At 35.2% G+C, this 17,465-nt stretch carries 18 protein-coding genes; 13 read left to right on the top strand and 5 right to left on the bottom strand.

Annotated features, from left to right (window positions below):
- Position 1: 1 nt before the first annotated feature.
- Both ODR02_RS22610 and ODR02_RS22615 read right to left on the bottom strand, forming a co-directional pair.
- Positions 2 to 1,066: a hypothetical protein gene (locus ODR02_RS22610; RefSeq protein WP_209786099.1), complete on the bottom strand. Its 1,065-nt coding sequence runs from the start codon at positions 1,064 to 1,066 to the stop codon at positions 2 to 4.
- A 313-nt stretch (positions 1,067 to 1,379) separates the two neighbouring features.
- Positions 1,380 to 2,717 carry a dihydroorotase gene (locus ODR02_RS22615; protein ID WP_209786100.1) on the bottom strand — a complete coding sequence of 446 codons (1,338 nt, stop codon included), beginning with the start codon at positions 2,715 to 2,717 and terminating at the stop codon, positions 1,380 to 1,382.
- A 101-nt stretch (positions 2,718 to 2,818) separates the two neighbouring features.
- Here ODR02_RS22615 and ODR02_RS22620 point away from each other — a divergent pair, with 101 nt between their 5' ends.
- The 8 genes from ODR02_RS22620 (at position 2,819) to ribA (ending at position 9,872) form a co-directional block, all read left to right on the top strand.
- Positions 2,819 to 4,246, top strand: coding sequence for an oligosaccharide flippase family protein (locus tag ODR02_RS22620; protein WP_209786101.1), 1,428 nt, complete (start codon positions 2,819 to 2,821; stop codon positions 4,244 to 4,246).
- Positions 4,247 to 4,399: 153 nt separating this feature from the next.
- Complete coding sequence (locus tag ODR02_RS22625) at positions 4,400 to 5,416, top strand: sugar phosphate nucleotidyltransferase (RefSeq protein ID WP_209786102.1); 1,017 nt, start codon at positions 4,400 to 4,402, stop codon at positions 5,414 to 5,416.
- A 104-nt stretch (positions 5,417 to 5,520) separates the two neighbouring features.
- Positions 5,521 to 6,366, top strand: a complete 846-nt coding sequence (locus ODR02_RS22630; protein WP_209786103.1) for a DUF4292 domain-containing protein — start codon at positions 5,521 to 5,523, stop codon at positions 6,364 to 6,366.
- Positions 6,363 to 7,925, top strand: coding sequence for a M23 family metallopeptidase (locus ODR02_RS22635; protein ID WP_209786104.1), 1,563 nt, complete (start codon positions 6,363 to 6,365; stop codon positions 7,923 to 7,925). The genes ODR02_RS22630 and ODR02_RS22635 overlap by 4 nt, the downstream gene beginning before the upstream one ends.
- Before the next feature lie 31 nt (positions 7,926 to 7,956).
- Entirely contained in the window at positions 7,957 to 8,172 is a 216-nt protein-coding gene (locus ODR02_RS22640; RefSeq protein WP_047429099.1) for a twin-arginine translocase TatA/TatE family subunit, read from the top strand.
- A 15-nt stretch (positions 8,173 to 8,187) separates the two neighbouring features.
- Positions 8,188 to 8,802, top strand: a complete 615-nt coding sequence (locus ODR02_RS22645) for a DUF4254 domain-containing protein (RefSeq protein ID WP_105684581.1) — start codon at positions 8,188 to 8,190, stop codon at positions 8,800 to 8,802.
- Entirely contained in the window at positions 8,799 to 9,257 is a 459-nt protein-coding gene (locus ODR02_RS22650; RefSeq protein ID WP_079240316.1) for a hypothetical protein, read from the top strand. The genes ODR02_RS22645 and ODR02_RS22650 overlap by 4 nt, the downstream gene beginning before the upstream one ends.
- Before the next feature lie 18 nt (positions 9,258 to 9,275).
- Entirely contained in the window at positions 9,276 to 9,872 is a 597-nt protein-coding gene (gene ribA, locus ODR02_RS22655) for a GTP cyclohydrolase II (protein ID WP_052198528.1), read from the top strand.
- A 251-nt stretch (positions 9,873 to 10,123) separates the two neighbouring features.
- Here the strand turns inward: ribA and ODR02_RS22660 are convergent, their stop codons facing one another.
- Complete coding sequence (locus ODR02_RS22660) at positions 10,124 to 10,669, bottom strand: hypothetical protein (protein WP_209786105.1); 546 nt, start codon at positions 10,667 to 10,669, stop codon at positions 10,124 to 10,126.
- Between the two features lie 115 nt (positions 10,670 to 10,784).
- Here ODR02_RS22660 and ODR02_RS22665 point away from each other — a divergent pair, with 115 nt between their 5' ends.
- The 5 genes from ODR02_RS22665 to ODR02_RS22685 all read left to right on the top strand — a co-directional run bounded on the left by ODR02_RS22665 (position 10,785) and on the right by ODR02_RS22685 (position 15,782).
- Positions 10,785 to 12,488: a glycoside hydrolase family 3 protein gene (locus tag ODR02_RS22665; protein ID WP_209786106.1), complete on the top strand. Its 1,704-nt coding sequence runs from the start codon at positions 10,785 to 10,787 to the stop codon at positions 12,486 to 12,488.
- A gap of 27 nt (positions 12,489 to 12,515) precedes the next feature.
- Positions 12,516 to 13,664, top strand: coding sequence for an N-acetyl-alpha-D-glucosaminyl L-malate synthase BshA (gene bshA, locus ODR02_RS22670; protein WP_105684577.1), 1,149 nt, complete (start codon positions 12,516 to 12,518; stop codon positions 13,662 to 13,664).
- Positions 13,665 to 13,691: 27 nt separating this feature from the next.
- Positions 13,692 to 14,948 carry a DUF2851 family protein gene (locus tag ODR02_RS22675; protein ID WP_309513628.1) on the top strand — a complete coding sequence of 419 codons (1,257 nt, stop codon included), beginning with the start codon at positions 13,692 to 13,694 and terminating at the stop codon, positions 14,946 to 14,948.
- Between the two features lie 96 nt (positions 14,949 to 15,044).
- Positions 15,045 to 15,266, top strand: a complete 222-nt coding sequence (locus tag ODR02_RS22680; protein ID WP_034695702.1) for a PspC family transcriptional regulator — start codon at positions 15,045 to 15,047, stop codon at positions 15,264 to 15,266.
- A gap of 3 nt (positions 15,267 to 15,269) precedes the next feature.
- A complete protein-coding gene (locus ODR02_RS22685; protein WP_309513629.1) occupies positions 15,270 to 15,782 on the top strand; it encodes a GNAT family N-acetyltransferase in 513 nt (170 codons plus the stop codon).
- A 54-nt stretch (positions 15,783 to 15,836) separates the two neighbouring features.
- Here ODR02_RS22685 and ODR02_RS22690 read toward each other — a convergent pair whose 3' ends face one another.
- Complete coding sequence (locus ODR02_RS22690; RefSeq protein ID WP_309513630.1) at positions 15,837 to 16,571, bottom strand: SIMPL domain-containing protein; 735 nt, start codon at positions 16,569 to 16,571, stop codon at positions 15,837 to 15,839.
- An 86-nt stretch (positions 16,572 to 16,657) separates the two neighbouring features.
- Positions 16,658 to 17,464 (bottom strand): carboxypeptidase regulatory-like domain-containing protein, encoded by an 807-nt coding sequence (locus ODR02_RS22695; RefSeq protein ID WP_245169788.1) that lies wholly within the window; start codon positions 17,462 to 17,464, stop codon positions 16,658 to 16,660.
- Between the last annotated feature and the right edge of the window lies 1 nt (position 17,465).

A 17,465-nucleotide genomic window follows, 5' to 3' on the forward strand; every position in this document is an offset into this window, starting at 1 on the left:
TTTATTTTTCTAAACATTTTTCTTTAAATAATTTCATTCCTTCTGTTTGTTCCAGATCTTTTAATCTTTTCAGTCCCTTACATGCTATATCTATTTTGTTTTGGGTTAAGGAAATTGAAACTATATTATACAGTGCATCAGTATTGGTATTATCATATTCATGAGCTTCATTGAAGAACTGAATGGCTTTATCAAATTTATTACTATTACTAGCATCCAGTCCTTTATCAAAGTTGTCTAAAGAAAGTTTTTTATTTTTTATAGAAACAGGAAATCCTTTGGTGTCATTTGAAACATTAAAAAATAGAATACCTATTGTGTTTATATCATTTCCTGAGTTTCCATTCTTACTGGTTATATCATAAGGAATAATAATTTTTTCAAAATTTTCAAAACCTGTTAAATCCCAAAGGTGATAATTTTTCTCAAGGGTTGTTTTGAAAAAAGCAATACCTTTTTGACTCGCTTTAGTTTGTTCTGTATTTTCAGTCTCTACTTCAATCTTTTGTTTTTTAGGAAAAATTAAAATACTCCCTTTTAGATGAAAATCGTGAGAAAAATCTTTTTGTGTATAATTATCGAATATTTCAGAAATAATATTTCTTTTTAATGCTGGGGTAAAATTTTTAGAAGCAATTATAACAGAATCTTTCTTTTTCTCTTTCACAAAATTATTCAGTACAATTGAACTCTTTATGAACCACATCTTTCTTATTTTATCTGGAGAGTCTATACCTGCAACTTTTTGTATTACAACTAAAGAATCTGAAGTTAGTTTTTCAATTTGATAAGCCGAAAGGTCTGATGTCTTCATTAATTCTTTTTCTAATTTGAAGTCCATACAACTCTTTTTATCTAAAATCAAAGCATCAGTAAATGAACAAAGGTTATTTCCTTTAATTTTCCATATTAAAAACTGTGATGGTATTTGCGATAAATCTCGACTGCCATCTAACATACTAAATTTCACTCTTGTCCATGAAGAGTTTGAAAGTAATTGGGTATTTATTTGTGAACTAAACTGTAATGAAATGGAGAGAAATAGGATTAAAAGGATTCTATACATGGTTATTATTTTTCCACGCAAAACTAGCTAAATAAAAGTTTATTGAAAACAATACGACTTACAAATAGATTAAAGTTTACCTATTATACGGAAAATAAAGTAAAAATGTAAAATATTTTCACAAATTAATCAAATTTAGTTAATAATCGGGATCAAAAAAACTGTAATCACCTTAATCTGCGAGAGTTGAATAATAAGTTTTGGCTAAAGCCAATGGAAGATTCCAAATAAAGAGAGCGGGCTAAAGCCCGCTCCTATTGAATTATCTTGACAATCTCAGATTAATCTAAGACTATTCTTCGAATATATCTTATTAATCCCTTGCTTCAAAAAGTAATCGCTCTCCGAATTTCTCTTCTGCAATTTTACCATTGTCATACACCAGATGTCCATTCACAAAGGTGTGCGTAACTTTTGAATGGAAATTCATCCCTTCTAATGGGCTCCAACCGCATTTATAGAGTAAATTATCTTTGGAAACAGTCCAGTTTTCATTTAAATCAACTAAAACAAGATCCGCTTTATATCCTTCTCTCACAAAACCTCTTTTTTCAACTTTGAAAAGAATAGCGGGATTATGACACATCTTTTCAACGATTTTCTCAAGGGATATTTTACCGTTTTTATAATTTTCCAACATCACAACTAATGAATGCTGTACCAAGGGTGCTCCTGAAGGACACTTTGTATATACATTATTCTTCTCTTCTGCTGTATGCGGAGCATGGTCTGTAGCAATCACATCAATTCTGTCATCCAGTAATGCCTCCCAAAGAGCATCTTTATCTTTTTGAGTTTTTACCGCCGGATTCCATTTGATAAGACCTCCTCTTGTGTCATAATCTTCATTGGTAAAAGTAAGGTGGTGAACACATACCTCAGCCGTGATCTTTTTATCTTTTAAAGGAATATCATTTCGGAAAAGCTCCATTTCCTTTGCTGTTGAAAGGTGGAAAACGTGAAGTCTCGCTCCTGTTTTTTTTGCAAGTTCAATCGCTTTGGATGAAGATTTATAACATGCCTCTTCACTTCTGATCAGGTGATGGAATTTTACAGGAATATCATCCCCATATTCATCCATATATTTCTGAGTATTGGCTCTGATGGTGGCTTCATCTTCACAGTGAACGGCAATCAGCATTTTTGTATTGCTGAAAATATTCTCCAGTGTTTCCGGATTATCCACCAGCATATTTCCTGTAGAGGATCCTAAGAATAATTTGATCCCCGGAACATTTCTTGGATTTGTTTTCAAAACTTCCTCAAGATTATCGTTCGTTCCTCCCATCATAAAACCATAGTTGGCATACGCTTTTTGAGAAGCAATCTCATACTTGTCTGCTAATAATTCCTGAGTAACAGCATTAGGAACCGTATTCGGCTGATCAATGAAACTCGTTGTTCCCCCTGCGATGGCAGACCTTGATTCACTTTCAATATCACCTTTATGAGTAAGCCCTGGCTCACGGAAATGCACCTGATCGTCTATTACTCCGGGAAGAAGGTACTTTCCTGAACCATCAATAATCTGATCGGCATCTTCAGAAATACCGCCGGCTATTTTAGCAATCAAATCATTTTCTATCAGGATATCGCTTTCAAAGACTTTTCCTTCGTTAACAATATTTACGTTTTTTATAAGAACTTTCATTTCAATTTATTTCCCTGTAAAATTAATATTTTAAGTTTTAATTCACCCCAAAATCGCAAAACGAATACTTAAAGTTTTACATTTGCAAAAAAAATTCGACTTTGTATAAGAAACTATTAGGACAGACAATCATCTACGGAGTAGGGGCAATAGCACCAAGAATCATTCTATTCATCCTTAATCCACTTTTGATCTATAAGATTCCCAATGAAGGTTTTGCAATTTTCACACAGCTTTATGCGTGGATCTCATTTGTTAATATTATTCTTTCTTTTGGTTTTGAAACCGCCTATTTCAGATTTTCAGCTGAAGAAGATAACGAGAAAAAAACTTTCAATACCTCGTTCTGGTTTTTATTTTCTACTTCCACTCTTTTCCTTGCCTTGTGTTATTTATTTAATCAGCCAATTGCAGATTATGCCGGATATCATGATAACCCTGAGTATATCAGATGGTTTGCGCTGATTGCATTTTTTGACAATCTATTGGTTATTCCTTTTGCATGGCTGCGTTTTCATAATAAACCTATCAAATATTCTGCTGTACGAATTGTTCAGTCCATATTTCAGGCTGTTTTCACAGCTGCACTCTTCTTTTGGATCCCGGAAAGCCTATCAAAAAGTATGGGATTGGATCAAAATGTAGACTACCCGTTCTTCAGCAATCTTGCAGGAAGTGCATTGGGTTTTCTATTATTATTTCCAATTATATTAAAAGTAAGATTCCAGTTTGTCACTTCATTGTTCAGACGCATGATCAAATATTCTTTTCCTCTTATGCTGGCAGGTCTGGCTTTCATGGTCAATGAAAATTTTGATAAATCCATTCAGAGAAATCATATTTCAGACGAAGAAGCTGGTGCTTACGGTGGCTGCTATAAGCTTGCTGTATTGATGACATTGTTTGTTACCGCTTACCGAATGGGTATTGAACCTTTCTTCTTTAAGCAAATGGATAAAGGTGATGCTAAAAAGACATATGCCAAAGTAGCGGAATATTTTGCTTTTTTCGCCTGTGCTGTTGCCTTAGGAATTATTGCAAATGTATCGTGGCTGAAAGCCGTTTTTATTCCTAATAAATCGTATTGGATCGCTATAGATATCATCCCGATTATTGTTATTGCCAACCTTTGTTTTGGAATCTATTATAACTTTTCAACATGGTATAAAGTAACAGACAGAACCAGTATGGGAACGGTTATTTCATGGCTTGGGGCTGGAATCAACATTGCTCTTAACCTTTTAGCTTTAAATTACTATCACAGCATGATCGGTTCTGCATGGGCTACTTTCGGAGCGTATGTTATTATGATGATCGTCTCTTATCTGCTAGGTCAGAAATACTATCCTATTCCTTACAGAATGAAGAAAATATCCTTTTTCCTGATCCTGCTTGGCGTTTTTAGTTTCATCATTGTAAAATACCTTCACTATAATATTATAACAAGTAATCTTCTCTTTTTGGTCTTTACCGGAATGTTGATTTATTCTGAAAAAAACCTTATTCTATCGAGAATCAGAAAGAATTAAACTTTGGTCTTTATTTTGCTTGTAAACAAACCTATTTCCAATTTAAACAAATATTTAAAAAGATATTAATCATAGTCTATCAAAGATTTTAATTATTACCTTTAACCTAAATATTAAAAACAACGAATAAAACATCTTTTATACATATAATTTATGAAAATTATTGTCCCTATGGCTGGACGTGGTTCCAGATTACGTCCACATACACTGACAGTTCCAAAACCTCTTATTCCTATTGCAGGAAAACCTATCGTACAGAGGTTGGTGGAAGATATTGCTAAAGTTGCAGGAGAAAATATTGAAGAGGTAGCTTTTATCATCGGAGATTTTGGCCCTGAGATCGAAAAATCCCTTATTCAGATTGCTGAAAAGCTGGGAGCAAAAGGAAGTATATATTATCAGAACGATCCTCTTGGAACCGCTCATGCCATCAAATGTGCTGAACAGTCTATGCAGGGAGATATTGTTATTGCTTTTGCAGATACCCTTTTCCGTGCAGATTTCCAGTTGGATAAAAATTCCGACGGTGTAATCTGGGTGAAAAGTGTGGAAGATCCATCTGCTTTCGGAGTAGTAAAATTGGACAATTACGGTTTCATTACCGACTTTGTTGAAAAACCAACGACTTACGTTTCAGATCTTGCCATTATCGGTATTTATTACTTCAACAGTGCTGAAAAACTGATGGAAGAGATCAACTATATCATGGATAATGATATTAAAAACGGGGGTGAATATCAATTGACAACAGCCCTTGAAAATCTTAGAGCAAAAGGAGCTAAGTTTACGCTTGGAAAAGTAAACGACTGGATGGATTGCGGTAACAAAAATGCTACCGTAGAAACCAACAGTAAAATCCTTGAATATGAAAGAGAGGAAATGATGCATTATCCAGCTTCTGCTGTAATTGAAAATTCTCTGATTATTCAGCCTTGCTTTATTGGGGAAAATGTAAAAGTTTCTAATTCAAAAGTAGGTCCCGGTGTTTCTTTAGGAAACAATACCACTGTTATAAACTCTAATATTGAAAACTCTCTGATCCAGGAAAACACAAAAATCAATCATGGAAACCTTTCCAATTCTATGATCGGTAATTCTGCACAGTACTTCGGAGTTGCCAGAGAAATTTCTTTAGGTGATTATTCAGTTTTAGATTTTTTATCTAAATAAGAATAGAAAACATTTAACATAAACAACACATCATCAAGCCACACAATATCTTTTGTGTGGTTTGGCGTTAATATTGCACCGTATTTTTAATTAAAGATAAATACATGAAAAATTGGATCCCTTTTCTTTTATTGCTTCTTGCCTTATCGTCCTGTAAGACCCGTAACACTGCTCAAAATGATACAGATCATACACGGGACAGCATTAATACTACAAAAGATAATGGAGATCCAAAAGATGTGAATGAACCGGTGAAAGACAAATACACCTTTTATGAACATGTACTGATCCCTCCAAAATTTGAACAGATCAAAATAGACAGCAAGGTAAAAGTAGAAACAGGAAGCTATGTTCCTACACTGGATGCAACCATCTATATTGAAAATGACAAAAAGGTATGGATGAACCTCCGAGCCTTGTTCATCAATGCGGCAAGAGGTATTGCCACTCCGGAAGGAATCAAAGGGCAGGATAAAATCAATAAAACTTATATCGACTCTGATTTTGACTATCTTAATAATCTACTGAATGTTAATTTCATTGATTATAAATCTCTGGAAAAAATTTTACTGGGAAGAACCTTTGTAAAAATCAACGACAAGCAGTTTAACCTGACTCAAAATGCACAAGGGTTTAATATTGTTTCCACGATCAACCAGAAAATTGTAACCGATGAAAAAAACAGGGAATATAAGATTGCTATCCAATACGATACCAATTACGATTTACTATCTGTCAATTTAAAGGATATTCTGTCATCAGACGAACTGGATGTTTCTTATAGTGACTGGAATGAATACGAAGGAATCCGCCTTCCGAAAAATGTTAAAATAATTATAAAAGGTTCAAAATCTAGTCAGATTTTACTGGAAAACACGAAATTTGACTTTTCCAGGATGGAAACACCTTATTCTGTACCATCCAGTTATAAGAAAATTGAGATTAAATGATTAGAAAATTTAGCTTTTTAATAGGTGTTTTGATGTTCGGACTGCACCAGGGACAGCAGACCAAAGAACAGCTGCAGAAGCAGAATGCCGAACTTAAAAAACAAATTGCACAAATAAATACCGATTTAGCCAAGACCAGAAGTGAATCTAAACTTTCTGTAGCCTATCTTTCTAACGTCAACCAAAAGTTGATTTTAAGAGAAAAGGTTTATAATAATACACAGAAAGAAAAAAGATTCATCGAGGATGATATCTATTTACGTCAGCTGGAAATCAACCGTCAGAATAAAGAACTGGCTGTTTTGAGAAAAAACTATGCTGAAGTTTTGGTGAATGCTTATAAAAACAAAGGAGTACAGAACAAAGTAACTTTCATACTTTCTGCTAAAAATTTAGGAGAAGCCATACGAAGAGTTCAATATCTGAAACAATACTCAGACTACCAGGATAAAAAAGCGGCTGAAATCACAGACGCGGCCAACCTCATCAAAAAGACCATCGCACAAAAACAAAACTCTGTAAAAGCGAAGGAATCCCTTTTGGTAAATCAACAGAAAGATCTGGCAACCATCAATACTGAAAGAACTCAAAAAGAACAATTAGTAGCAGAATTTAAGAAAAACGAATCTAAGCTGACTGCTGAACTTAAACAAAAACAAGTTCAGTCTAAAGCATTGGAAGGACAGATCAGAGCTATTATTGCGGAGGAAATCAGAATTGCTAAAGCGGAAGAAGAAGCAAGGAAAAAAGCGGAAGCAGAAAAAATTCGTTTAGCGAAATTAGCTGCTGAAAGAGAAAAAGCAAGAATCGAAGCTGAAGCTAAAGCAAGAGCAGAAGCCCTTGAAAGAGAAAGAAGACTGGCAGAAGCAGAAGCTAAGAGAGCAGCAGATCTGGCAGCAAAAAGAGCTGAAGAAGAAAGAAAACGTAACGAGGAAGCAGCAAAAGCAGAAGCGAGTGCAAGAGATGAATCCAGACGATTAGCCGCTAAAAAAGCTTCAGATGAAGCTAATGTAAGAGCTAAAGAAGCAGCAGATAAATTGACAGCAGCAAGAGCCGCAGAAGCTGCCCTTACCAAGAGAAAAGAAGAAGAGAAAAAAGCTGCTGAAGCTAAAGCAATGACAAGCTACGGAGTTTCCACTGCCACAGGAAACAGTTTTGCAGATAGCAGAGGAAGACTTGGCTATCCTGCAGACAGAGCCGGACAGATCACTCACCGTTTCGGAAGACAACCACACCCTGTTTTCAAAAATATTACTGAAGAAAATAACGGTATCAAAATTTCCGTTCCTTCGGGTACACGTGCAAAATCTGTGTTCCCGGGATCAGTATCTTCGGTACTGGCCAATAATGACGGAACAAAGACCGTAATCATCAAACACGGAAGTTATTTTACCATTTATTCCAACTTAGGAAATGTAAGTGTTTCCAAAGGGCAGCAGGTTTCATCAGGAACTCCGGTAGGTACAATAGCTCAGGATTTTGATGGCGCTTATACACTTGATTTCCAAGTATGGAACGGAAGTACACCAGTTGATCCATTAGGTTGGATTTCATATTAAAAAAAGTGTAACTTTACAAAAATTTTAAGAGATGAATACACTAACAATACTTGCCTTATCTTGGCAGCACATCCTTATCGTAGCAATACTTTTAGTATTACTTTTTGGAGGAAAGAAAATTCCGGAATTAATGAGAGGAGTAGGTTCAGGAATCAAGGAATTTAAAGATGCAGTAAAAGAAGAAGATAAACCTGGTTCTGAAAATAATAAGTCGGCTTCCAATAATAACAATTCTTCCAGCAACTAAAATTCCGTAGAATTAATGAAATTTACTGAGACTGCATGGAAAGTCTTCAATCAAGCTATTGAAGACTATCACGTGTCTGATGACGTTAACACTCTAATTAATAACCCGTTCGAAAAAGATAGTTTGGAACGGATTTTGTATGCAAAGAACTGGATTGATACCGTTCAATGGCATTTGGAAGATATAATTAGAGATGAAAATATTGATCCGGCAGAGGCTCTTCAACTGAAGAGAACAATAGACGCCTCCAATCAGAAAAGAACTGATCTGGTAGAATATATTGACGGCTGGTTTCTTAATACGTTTGAAAATATAACTCCTAAACCTGAAGCAAAAATAAATACGGAAACTCCCGCTTGGGCAGTAGACAGACTATCAATTCTTGCATTAAAGGTTTATCATATGTCGTTAGAAGCTAATAGAGAATCCGCTTCTGAAGAACACAGAAACAACTGCCAGGCTAAACTGGATGTTCTGCTTACTCAGAAAGAAGACCTATCAACTTCTATAGATCAGTTGCTTACTGATATTGAAAACGGTAACGTTAAGATGAAAGTGTACAAACAAATGAAAATGTACAACGATGAAAGTCTTAACCCAATCCTTTATCAAAAAGGGCAACAGAAATGAAACGACTATTTTTCTTTGGAGTACTTATCATATTAACATCTTCCTGCGCAACGGAAAAGCTTAATCTTTCTCCGTTGTCAAATAATTTTTATAGTGATGCTAAAGGATCTGATTCAGACAGAAGCTCAAAGAAGAATTTTAATATCAATATTAAGCAGAATGTAAATGCTTCTGAAATTTCAAATATGATCTCTACTTTTCCCAAGTTTAAAAACAACGGATTAAATGATGAGATTACCAGCTTGAAATACAGCCTTCAGAATTATTTATATGCTATTGATGCCAGTAATTCTGCCGGAAAGAGCAGAGCCCTTAAAAGCTTCGAAAAATCATACAAAAAAATTCAAAAGCTAAGGCAGAATCTTGACAGAGACGACGATGAAGTTCTTAACAGATATCTTGTACGTTTAAAAACAAATATTTCTGTTATTGAAGATACTTTGCCAGGAAGTTAAAAACTAATTGAACGATCAATGATTAAAATTCAGGCGGAAGCCAATGTTCCCACAGAGCACGGCACTTTCCGAATGATAGCTTTCTCCGAAAACGAAAACGACTGGATGCCTCATATGGCCATCGTTGCTGAAAATACAGATTTCTCAAAACCAGTTAATGTTCGTTTCCATTCAGAATGTATTACCGGAGAAGTTTTCCATTCAAAAAAATGTGAATGCGGCCAACAATTGGATGCTGCAATGAAATATATCCATGAAAACGGTGGAATTATCATCTACCTTCGACAGGAAGGAAGAAACATCGGGATCATTAACAAACTGAAGGCATACTCACTACAGGAAAAAGGACTGGACACCGTACAGGCTAACCTTGAACTGGGACTTCCCGCAGATGACAGAAACTTTGGCGTAGCCATTGAAATCCTTAATCTATTGGAGGTAAAAGATATCAACCTTCTTACCAATAATCCTGAAAAGGTAAAATATGTTGTAGACAGCAATATTCACCTTAATTCAAGAGTACCATTACAGATTCCGGCTAATGAAATAAGCAAAGGATATCTGCAGACAAAAAAAGACTTCTTTGGACATCTTCTGGATGACAATGATAACTAAATAAAATAGAAAGAAAAGCTTCAGAATATTCTGAAGCTTTTCTTTTGCCGTTTATCTTGTTCATACTTTAGCCTAAAAGCTTCTGTATATAAAATACCATTCTAAATATTCTTAACAAGAAATCTTCTCGCCAGCGATACCCATGACTCAAATGATCTGATCATTATCCATAACGTTTATAAATCAAAAGCCCCGAGAGATATTTCTCCCGGAGCTTTTTTAATTATAAAAAACTGAAAAGATATTCTAAATTATTTAGTCTTGATTTTAGACTCGTCAATATTGTAATATTTAATTACGCTTTTGTAATCGTTGTAATCTACAGCAGAACCTTTAGCCGCTTTCGCACCACCTGTACCTGTTCCATTTGCAGGAAGGATAAGAACTCTGAATTTTTTATTCTGATAATACGTTGGGTTAGCTGTTAAGCTAAATGTATTGGTAGAGTTAATATTAATAGTAGCAGCATACTTGCTGAAATCAAAAATATAATCTACAGCATCATTATTGGCGTTCCCCACATACGATGTATAAGGAAGAAGTTTCCATACAGGAGAATCTCCGTCAGTCCCATTCTGCATATAAATAAGCACCATATCAGACTGTACTAATGGACTGTTAAAGTCATCACTCCATCTGTAAAGATTATCAGTAACTCTTGTAAAATTAGGGCTAATATCAAATGACTGATTTATTGTATCATAATCTTTTGCTACCACAACATCATCACTATTGTCACAGCTATAAGCGGTAAAACCTACAGCCCCCAGGAATAAAAAGAGAAGTATTTTTTTCATTTTTAGTAAAGTTTAGTTATTATTTATATTGCGTATTCAAATCATATACCAAAAATCTCAAAAACTTTGTTTTCCTCATTTTTTTAATTGTATTTTTGTTCTTATTCAAAAAGTCATGAAGAAATTATTATATACTTCACTCTTTATTGTTGCATTGATAAGCCCTACGATTAAGGCTCAGTATCAGCCAAAAAATGCATCCAAAGAAGATTTGAAAAAAGCTCAGCAATGGGTTGATAAAACCTACAAAAATCTTTCTCAGGATGAAAAACTAGGACAGCTTTTTATTGTAGCACTGTATACCAATAAAGGAGAAGATTATATCAGCCAGGTAAGAACTATTGTTGCCAATGATAAAATAGGGGGTCTTATTTTAATGCAGGATGATGCAGCAAGAGAAATCAATCTGGTGAATGAATTTCAGCAAAAATCAAAAGTTCCTTTGATGATCGGGATGGATGCAGAATGGGGATTATACCAGAGAATTGCCACGGCTCATAAATTTCCATGGGCAATGACATTAGGAGCTATCCAGGATAAAAACCTAGTCTATCAGATGGCTGCGAAAATTGCAGAGGATTGCCACAGAATGGGAATAAATTGGGATTTTGCCCCTGTAGTGGATGTAAACACCAATCCTAATAATCCGATTATCGGTAACAGAAGTTTTGGATCTGAAGTGAATAATGTAATCAGCTCTGCCCTATCCTATTCTAATGGTCTTCAGGACAATAATATACTGGCAGCTATTAAACACTTTCCAGGACATGGGGATACCAGCACAGATTCTCACCTTGATCTCCCTGTAGTTTCCCACACTATTGACAGGCTTAATACGGTCGAACTGGCACCATTTAAAGCGTTGATGAATAAAGGAATCGGCGGCGTAATGGTAGCTCATTTATATGTCCCGAGCTTAGAATCAGGAAAAGGAATTCCGGCTTCTGTTTCTAAAAATATCATTACAGGATTACTAAAAGATAAGCTGGGTTATAAAGGTTTAATCATTACTGATGCCTTAAATATGGGCGCTGTAGCGAATAAATACAAACCAGGTGAGCTGGATGCCATGGCTTTTAAAGCAGGAAATGATATTATGCTTTTCTCTCAAGGGGTTTCTGAAGGTAAAAAACTCATCCAGAAAGCTCTTGATAAAGGAGAAATTCCTCAATCAAGAGTAGAAGAAAGCGTGAAGAAAATTCTGTTGACCAAATATTTCCTTGGATTAACTCAATACACCCCAAAAAATCCTGAAAACATCAATGCTGATTTGAATAATGATTCTCACATCCAATTGGTACAAAATCTTTATTCCAATGCATTGACTTTATTAAAAGATGAAAAGAAATTACTGCCTCTTACAGGAAAACAGATATATTATGTTCCTCTTGAAGAAGCTCCTTATCAGACTTTCGCCAACAGATTAGGAAGTAATGTGGTGATCAAAAAAGCAGGAGAAATTACTACGATTCCGGCAGGTTCTACCGTTATTGTAGGTTTCCATAAAGACAACTCAACCGCTTATAAACCTTACAAAATATCTGCAGAATCGAAAAAAATACTTTCCGATCTTACAAGAAATCAAAATGTAATTCTCAATGTATTCGGAAGTGCTTATGCATTAAAAGATATTGATATTTCAAAAGTTTCAACAGTTCTTGTTTCTTATGAAAACAACGATGATTCAATGAATGCGACAGCTGATGCATTAAACGGAAAAACAAAAATATGGGGAAAACTTCCTGTACTGGTAAATGACCAGCTAAAACCGGGAATGGGTATAGAACTTACTACCAATACCTCAACAACTATCAAATAATACAACATCAAAAACAACAATAATCTAATGAAAATAGGCATACTTTGCTATCCCACTTATGGGGGAAGCGGAATTGTAGCAACAGAATTAGGAATGTCTCTTGCCAATAAAGGATATGAAGTACATTTCATCAGTTCTGCACTTCCCGCAAGATTAGATATCACCAACCCGAATATTTTCTTTCATAGAGTAAATGTTCAGACCTATCCGCTTTTCCAGTATCAGCCTTATGATATTGCGCTAAGCTCGATGATCTACAGGGTTGTCAATCTTTATAAACTGGATCTTCTTCACGCACATTATGCCATTCCTTATGCATATGCTGCTTTTACAGCCAAACAAATGCTTAAAGAAGACAATAATGATATTCCGTTGGTAACAACATTGCACGGGACAGATATTACCCTTGTAGGCCAGCACCCTAGTTATAAACATGCTGTAGAGTTTTCAATCAATCAGTCTGACGCTATTACTTCAGTTTCGGAAAGCCTGAAAAAAGATACCCTTCAGTTCTTCAACATCAAAAAGGAAATTCAGGTGATTACCAATTTTATTGACAATTCTGAATTTGATGACTGCTCTGAGTGTCAGAGAACACAGTTTGCCAATCCTGATGAAAAAATCCTGATTCACGTATCCAATCTTCGTCCTGTAAAACGTGTGGACGAGGTACTCCAGATCTTTAAAAATGTGGAGAAAAAAGTTAAATCTAAACTGATCATCATTGGTGAAGGTCCGGATATGGAAAAAGTAAATCAGTTTTTAGAAGAAAACCCGGAGCTTATTTCCAAAATACGTCTTTTAGGAAAGGTAAATGATTTGTATAAAATCTTACAGCTTTCGGATGTATTTCTTCTTCCTTCGGAGCAGGAAAGTTTTGGTCTGGCAGCACTGGAAGCGATGGCAGCATATACACCGGTAATCAGTTCCAATGCAGGAGGAATTCCTGAAGTGAACATTCAGGGAGAAACCGGATATCTTGCTGAAATCGGAAATGTAGAAGCCATGAGCAACTATACGATCAAGCTGTTGAGCAATGATGAACTTTTAGCCAAAATGAAGCAAAATGCGAAAGATCAGGCCATAAAATTCGATTTGAAAAACATTCTTCCTATCTATGAGAAAATGTATAGAACGACCATAGAAAATTTTAATAAGGAGCTGACGAAAGTATAATATTTCTATTATATTTACGTCACACTTATGACGGAAAAACTACTTCAATATCTTTGGAACTATAAGGTTTTCAAATATTTTGACTTCAAAGATATTGAAGGAAATTCCGTTGAGATCATCCATTTCGGAAAATGGAATAAAAACGCTGGTCCCGATTTTCTGGACGCCAAAATCAAAATCAACGGCTTACTTCTCGCAGGAAACATAGAACTGCATATCCGTTCCTCAGACTGGATTTTCCACCATCATTCCATAGATCCCAATTATCAGAATATCATTCTTCATGTTGTTTTTCAGCACGACATAGAAATTCATGACCTTACCGAAAAACGGGTTCCGACACTGGAGCTGCAAAACTATATCGATAAAAATATCCTTTGGAGATATGAAAAACTCAATAACGGAGATCAATTTATTGCCTGTGAAAATATTTTTGACCCAAAAAAAATACCGTTCAACTTCCATGAAGAGAATATTCTGAAAAAACTGGATGAAAAATCCTTGGAGATTGAGCAGAGTTTACATCAATACAAAAATAATTTCGAGGCTGTTTTATTTCACAGTTTTGCCTATTCATTTGGCTTAAAAGTAAATGCCCTTATTTTCCGGCAGATTGCAGAAAGTGTAGAGTACAGGATTATTAATAAAATCCGTCAGAATCCCCTTCAGCTTGAAGCCTTATTGTTCGGAATTTCAGGATGGCTGGATGATCCACAGGACGGGCAGATGAAAATATGGAAAAGAGAATTTGAATTCATTAAAGCCAAATTTCCAGTTTCTGATTTAAAGTTTCATCCTAAATTTTTAAGATTAAGACCTCCCAATTTCCCTACCATCCGATTGTCACAATTAGCAGACCTTTACAAACATCAGCATTTATTCTCAAAAATTATGGAAGCGAAAAGCACAGAGCAGCTGTATGACATTTTCAAATCTGTAAAAGCCTCTGAGTACTGGAATTTTCATTTTAATTTCGGAAGTATTTCCAAAGTACAGCCTAAAGCATTGAGTAAAGATTTCATTGATCTTCTCATTCTAAACACTGTACTTCCATTACAATATGCCTACCAAAAAAATCATCACGAAGAAATTGCCGATGAAATCATTGAACGTTACAGCACTATTTCTGCTGAAAAAAATACGGTTATTAAAAACTGGGAAAAGCTGGGTTTGAAAGTGAATAATGCTTTAGAAAGCCAAAGCCTGATTTATCATCACAAGACCTGTTGTGAGCCGAAGAACTGTTTGTCCTGCGCTATTGGATTCAAACTTTTAAAAGAATGAATGTATTGAAAAGTTCAAATCACCTAAAAATCGTTGTCAAAAAAAATCCTTAACTTGCAGTATTGGATTCAAAACTGTTAAATAACAATCTGAAAAATGCTGAGTAATATCCGTCATAAAATGGAAAGAGAATGGTTTGGTGTACTGACTAGAACAGGTGCCAAACTGGGAATTCCTGTTTCTAAATTGAGAATTTTCTTCATCTACTCTACTTTTGCAACCGCTGGATTTTTCTTTCTGATCTATCTGGGATTGGCATTTACACTTTGGATTAAAGATATTTTTATCACCAGAAGACCCAGTGTCTTTGATTTATAAATTATGGAATTTTCACCCATTACTTCTGCTGAAGATCATAGAGTTCAGGAAATCTATACTTCTTATACCACCACTTTTCCTGTAGACGAGCAAAGAGATAAAGATCAGTTTGAAAGCTTATTTTCAAATCCCTATGTAAAATTCATGTCTGTTATCCATGAATCAGAAGCTATTGGCTACCTCATCCTTTGGGAGCTGAGTTCTTTTGTTTTTGTAGAGCATTTCGAAGTATTTGAATCATTTCGAAGTAAAAAACTGGGTTCTCATATTATGAATCATCTATCAGACAATTACCCCCATATTATCCTGGAAATTGAGCCTGCAGAATTGAGTGAAGATGCATCAAGACGTTATTCTTTTTATCAGAGAAATAATTTCACGCTTATTGATACCAATCATATACAGCCTAGTTATGGTGAAGGAAAAAAATCTTTGAATTTATGGCTGCTGGCCAATTATACTCCTGAAAATGTGGAGGATGTTAAAAAAGAGATTCTTGATATCATTTATCATTAAAATATAAAACGCCGGAATAGTTTTCCGGCGCTTTTCTTTTACTGGTATTTTATATTAATTTACTTCATACTCCAGTTTGATGGTAATACTGGCTTCTTTTTCTTTGGATGAAGTATTGAAAGTTCCGCCATAAGAATAGTCTTCATTAGAGTTGGGTGCTGTAATCTGAATCACTCCCATTGTAGCTTTCTTCAGATTTCCCAGATCACTTCCTGAATTTTCCGCAATTTTTTCAGCGCGTTCTTTGGCATCCTTTGTAGCACTCGCAATCATTTCCTGCTTCACGGTAGCCAATTTAGTATAAAAATAAGCAGGTGAAGAAGAAGTGAATTCAATCCCGCGGTTGATAATTTCGGTAATATTTCTGGAAAGATTTTCTATTTTGCCAACTTCTTTGCTTTCAATAGAAACTTTTTGGGTAAGATTATAACCGGAGAATTCTCCCTGCACATAGTTTCCGTTAGCATCATTATAACTTCTGAATTGTTTTTGAATATCCACGGAGGAAAATACAATCTCCTTCTGCTGTATCCCTTTTGAAAGCAGATAATCATTAATTACTTTTCTGTCTGTCGCAAGCTCATCATAAGCCGATTTCAGATCTACATTATTTTTGGAAAAACTTCCGGACCAGGTAATCAGATCTGAAGTAAATTGTTTTGTACCGAGCCCTGTTACGGAAATTGTGTTTTCAGATTTATTCCTGTTCTTTATAGCATTTCCTAAAAATGCAAGACCAATCACAAAACCTAAGGCGGCTATAGCCACTGCAAAAATATTTTTATTCATAAAACTTGTGAATTTGGGTTGTTACCATTAGACTGTATCAATTTCTATTCCAATATTTTAAGAATTTATTAACATTTAAATTACTTTTAATCTTGCTTCAGTCTCTCCATAAAAAGCGGCACTGTTTCTTCTAACCTCAACATTACGCCTGAAAGATTTTTTGCTTTCACATAGGTTCTCACCTGAGGCTTTGCTAAAAATGAAAACTGAATAAATTCTGAAATTCTGTCGGCTGGAATTCCGGCTTTTACAAAATAATCATCATCTATCCTGTCCCGAATCCAGGCAACATGTTCCTGAAGATCGTCATATCTATATTGTCTTTTCTGTCTTCTGGCTTTACCGCTTATCAGATCATAAACTCCCTGAACATTCAGATTTCCTAAGAGTATCGGCAAAAGAACACTTTTTACTTCAGCGGGTTTTTCTCTCATTTTTCCTACCGGCTGCGGAAGACCTACAGCATCTCTCACCTGTTCTCCTTTATCTACTTTTGCTACAATCCGGGAATCCGCTTCCAGATCTCCGGTAAGTTTTTTAACAATCTTCACCTCACCCACATCTTTCGGAATCTGATAAAGAGTAATAAACAGAGGTAAATTGGTACCATTGGTGAGGACCCTTCTGGATGTTCTGTTGAAATCTTCTTTTACAAATCTCAGTTCATCATTAGGCCTGGCTTCAATAGAAAATATTCCTTCTGCATCAGAATATACCTTCTTGTCAGTAGACATATTGATAACAATTACTTTACTCAAATTCTCTCCATTATCTTCCACTATTCGTCCCGTCACTGTCTGCTGAGAAAAAAAGAAAGTACTGCACAGAAGCATCAGGAAGAGAAAAATTTTTCTTTGCCCGGATGTTTCAGTATTTTCAGTGATATAGTCCAAC

Source organism: Chryseobacterium sp. CFS2 (assembly GCF_036543225.1).
GTDB classification, from domain to species: Bacteria; Bacteroidota; Bacteroidia; order Flavobacteriales; family Weeksellaceae; genus Chryseobacterium; species Chryseobacterium culicis_A.

Bases quoted from the DNA above. Each gene is read 5' to 3' on its own strand.
- ODR02_RS22665 (WP_209786106.1), top strand. From the start codon at position 10,785: ATGAAGAAATTATTATATACTTCACTCTTTATTGTTGCATTGATAAGC.
- ODR02_RS22685 (WP_309513629.1), top strand. From the start codon at position 15,270: ATGGAATTTTCACCCATTACTTCTGCTGAAGATCATAGAGTTCAGGAA.
- ODR02_RS22690 (WP_309513630.1), bottom strand. From the start codon at position 16,571: ATGAATAAAAATATTTTTGCAGTGGCTATAGCCGCCTTAGGTTTTGTG.
- bshA (WP_105684577.1), top strand. From the start codon at position 12,516: ATGAAAATAGGCATACTTTGCTATCCCACTTATGGGGGAAGCGGAATT.
- ODR02_RS22645 (WP_105684581.1), top strand. From the start codon at position 8,188: ATGAAATTTACTGAGACTGCATGGAAAGTCTTCAATCAAGCTATTGAA.
- ODR02_RS22615 (WP_209786100.1), bottom strand. From the start codon at position 2,717: ATGAAAGTTCTTATAAAAAACGTAAATATTGTTAACGAAGGAAAAGTC.
- ODR02_RS22610 (WP_209786099.1), bottom strand. From the start codon at position 1,066: ATGTATAGAATCCTTTTAATCCTATTTCTCTCCATTTCATTACAGTTT.
- ODR02_RS22630 (WP_209786103.1), top strand. From the start codon at position 5,521: ATGAAAAATTGGATCCCTTTTCTTTTATTGCTTCTTGCCTTATCGTCC.
- ODR02_RS22635 (WP_209786104.1), top strand. From the start codon at position 6,363: ATGATTAGAAAATTTAGCTTTTTAATAGGTGTTTTGATGTTCGGACTG.
- ODR02_RS22650 (WP_079240316.1), top strand. From the start codon at position 8,799: ATGAAACGACTATTTTTCTTTGGAGTACTTATCATATTAACATCTTCC.
- ribA (WP_052198528.1), top strand. From the start codon at position 9,276: ATGATTAAAATTCAGGCGGAAGCCAATGTTCCCACAGAGCACGGCACT.
- ODR02_RS22680 (WP_034695702.1), top strand. From the start codon at position 15,045: ATGCTGAGTAATATCCGTCATAAAATGGAAAGAGAATGGTTTGGTGTA.
- ODR02_RS22640 (WP_047429099.1), top strand. From the start codon at position 7,957: ATGAATACACTAACAATACTTGCCTTATCTTGGCAGCACATCCTTATC.
- ODR02_RS22675 (WP_309513628.1), top strand. From the start codon at position 13,692: ATGACGGAAAAACTACTTCAATATCTTTGGAACTATAAGGTTTTCAAA.
- ODR02_RS22660 (WP_209786105.1), bottom strand. From the start codon at position 10,669: ATGAAAAAAATACTTCTCTTTTTATTCCTGGGGGCTGTAGGTTTTACC.
- ODR02_RS22625 (WP_209786102.1), top strand. From the start codon at position 4,400: ATGAAAATTATTGTCCCTATGGCTGGACGTGGTTCCAGATTACGTCCA.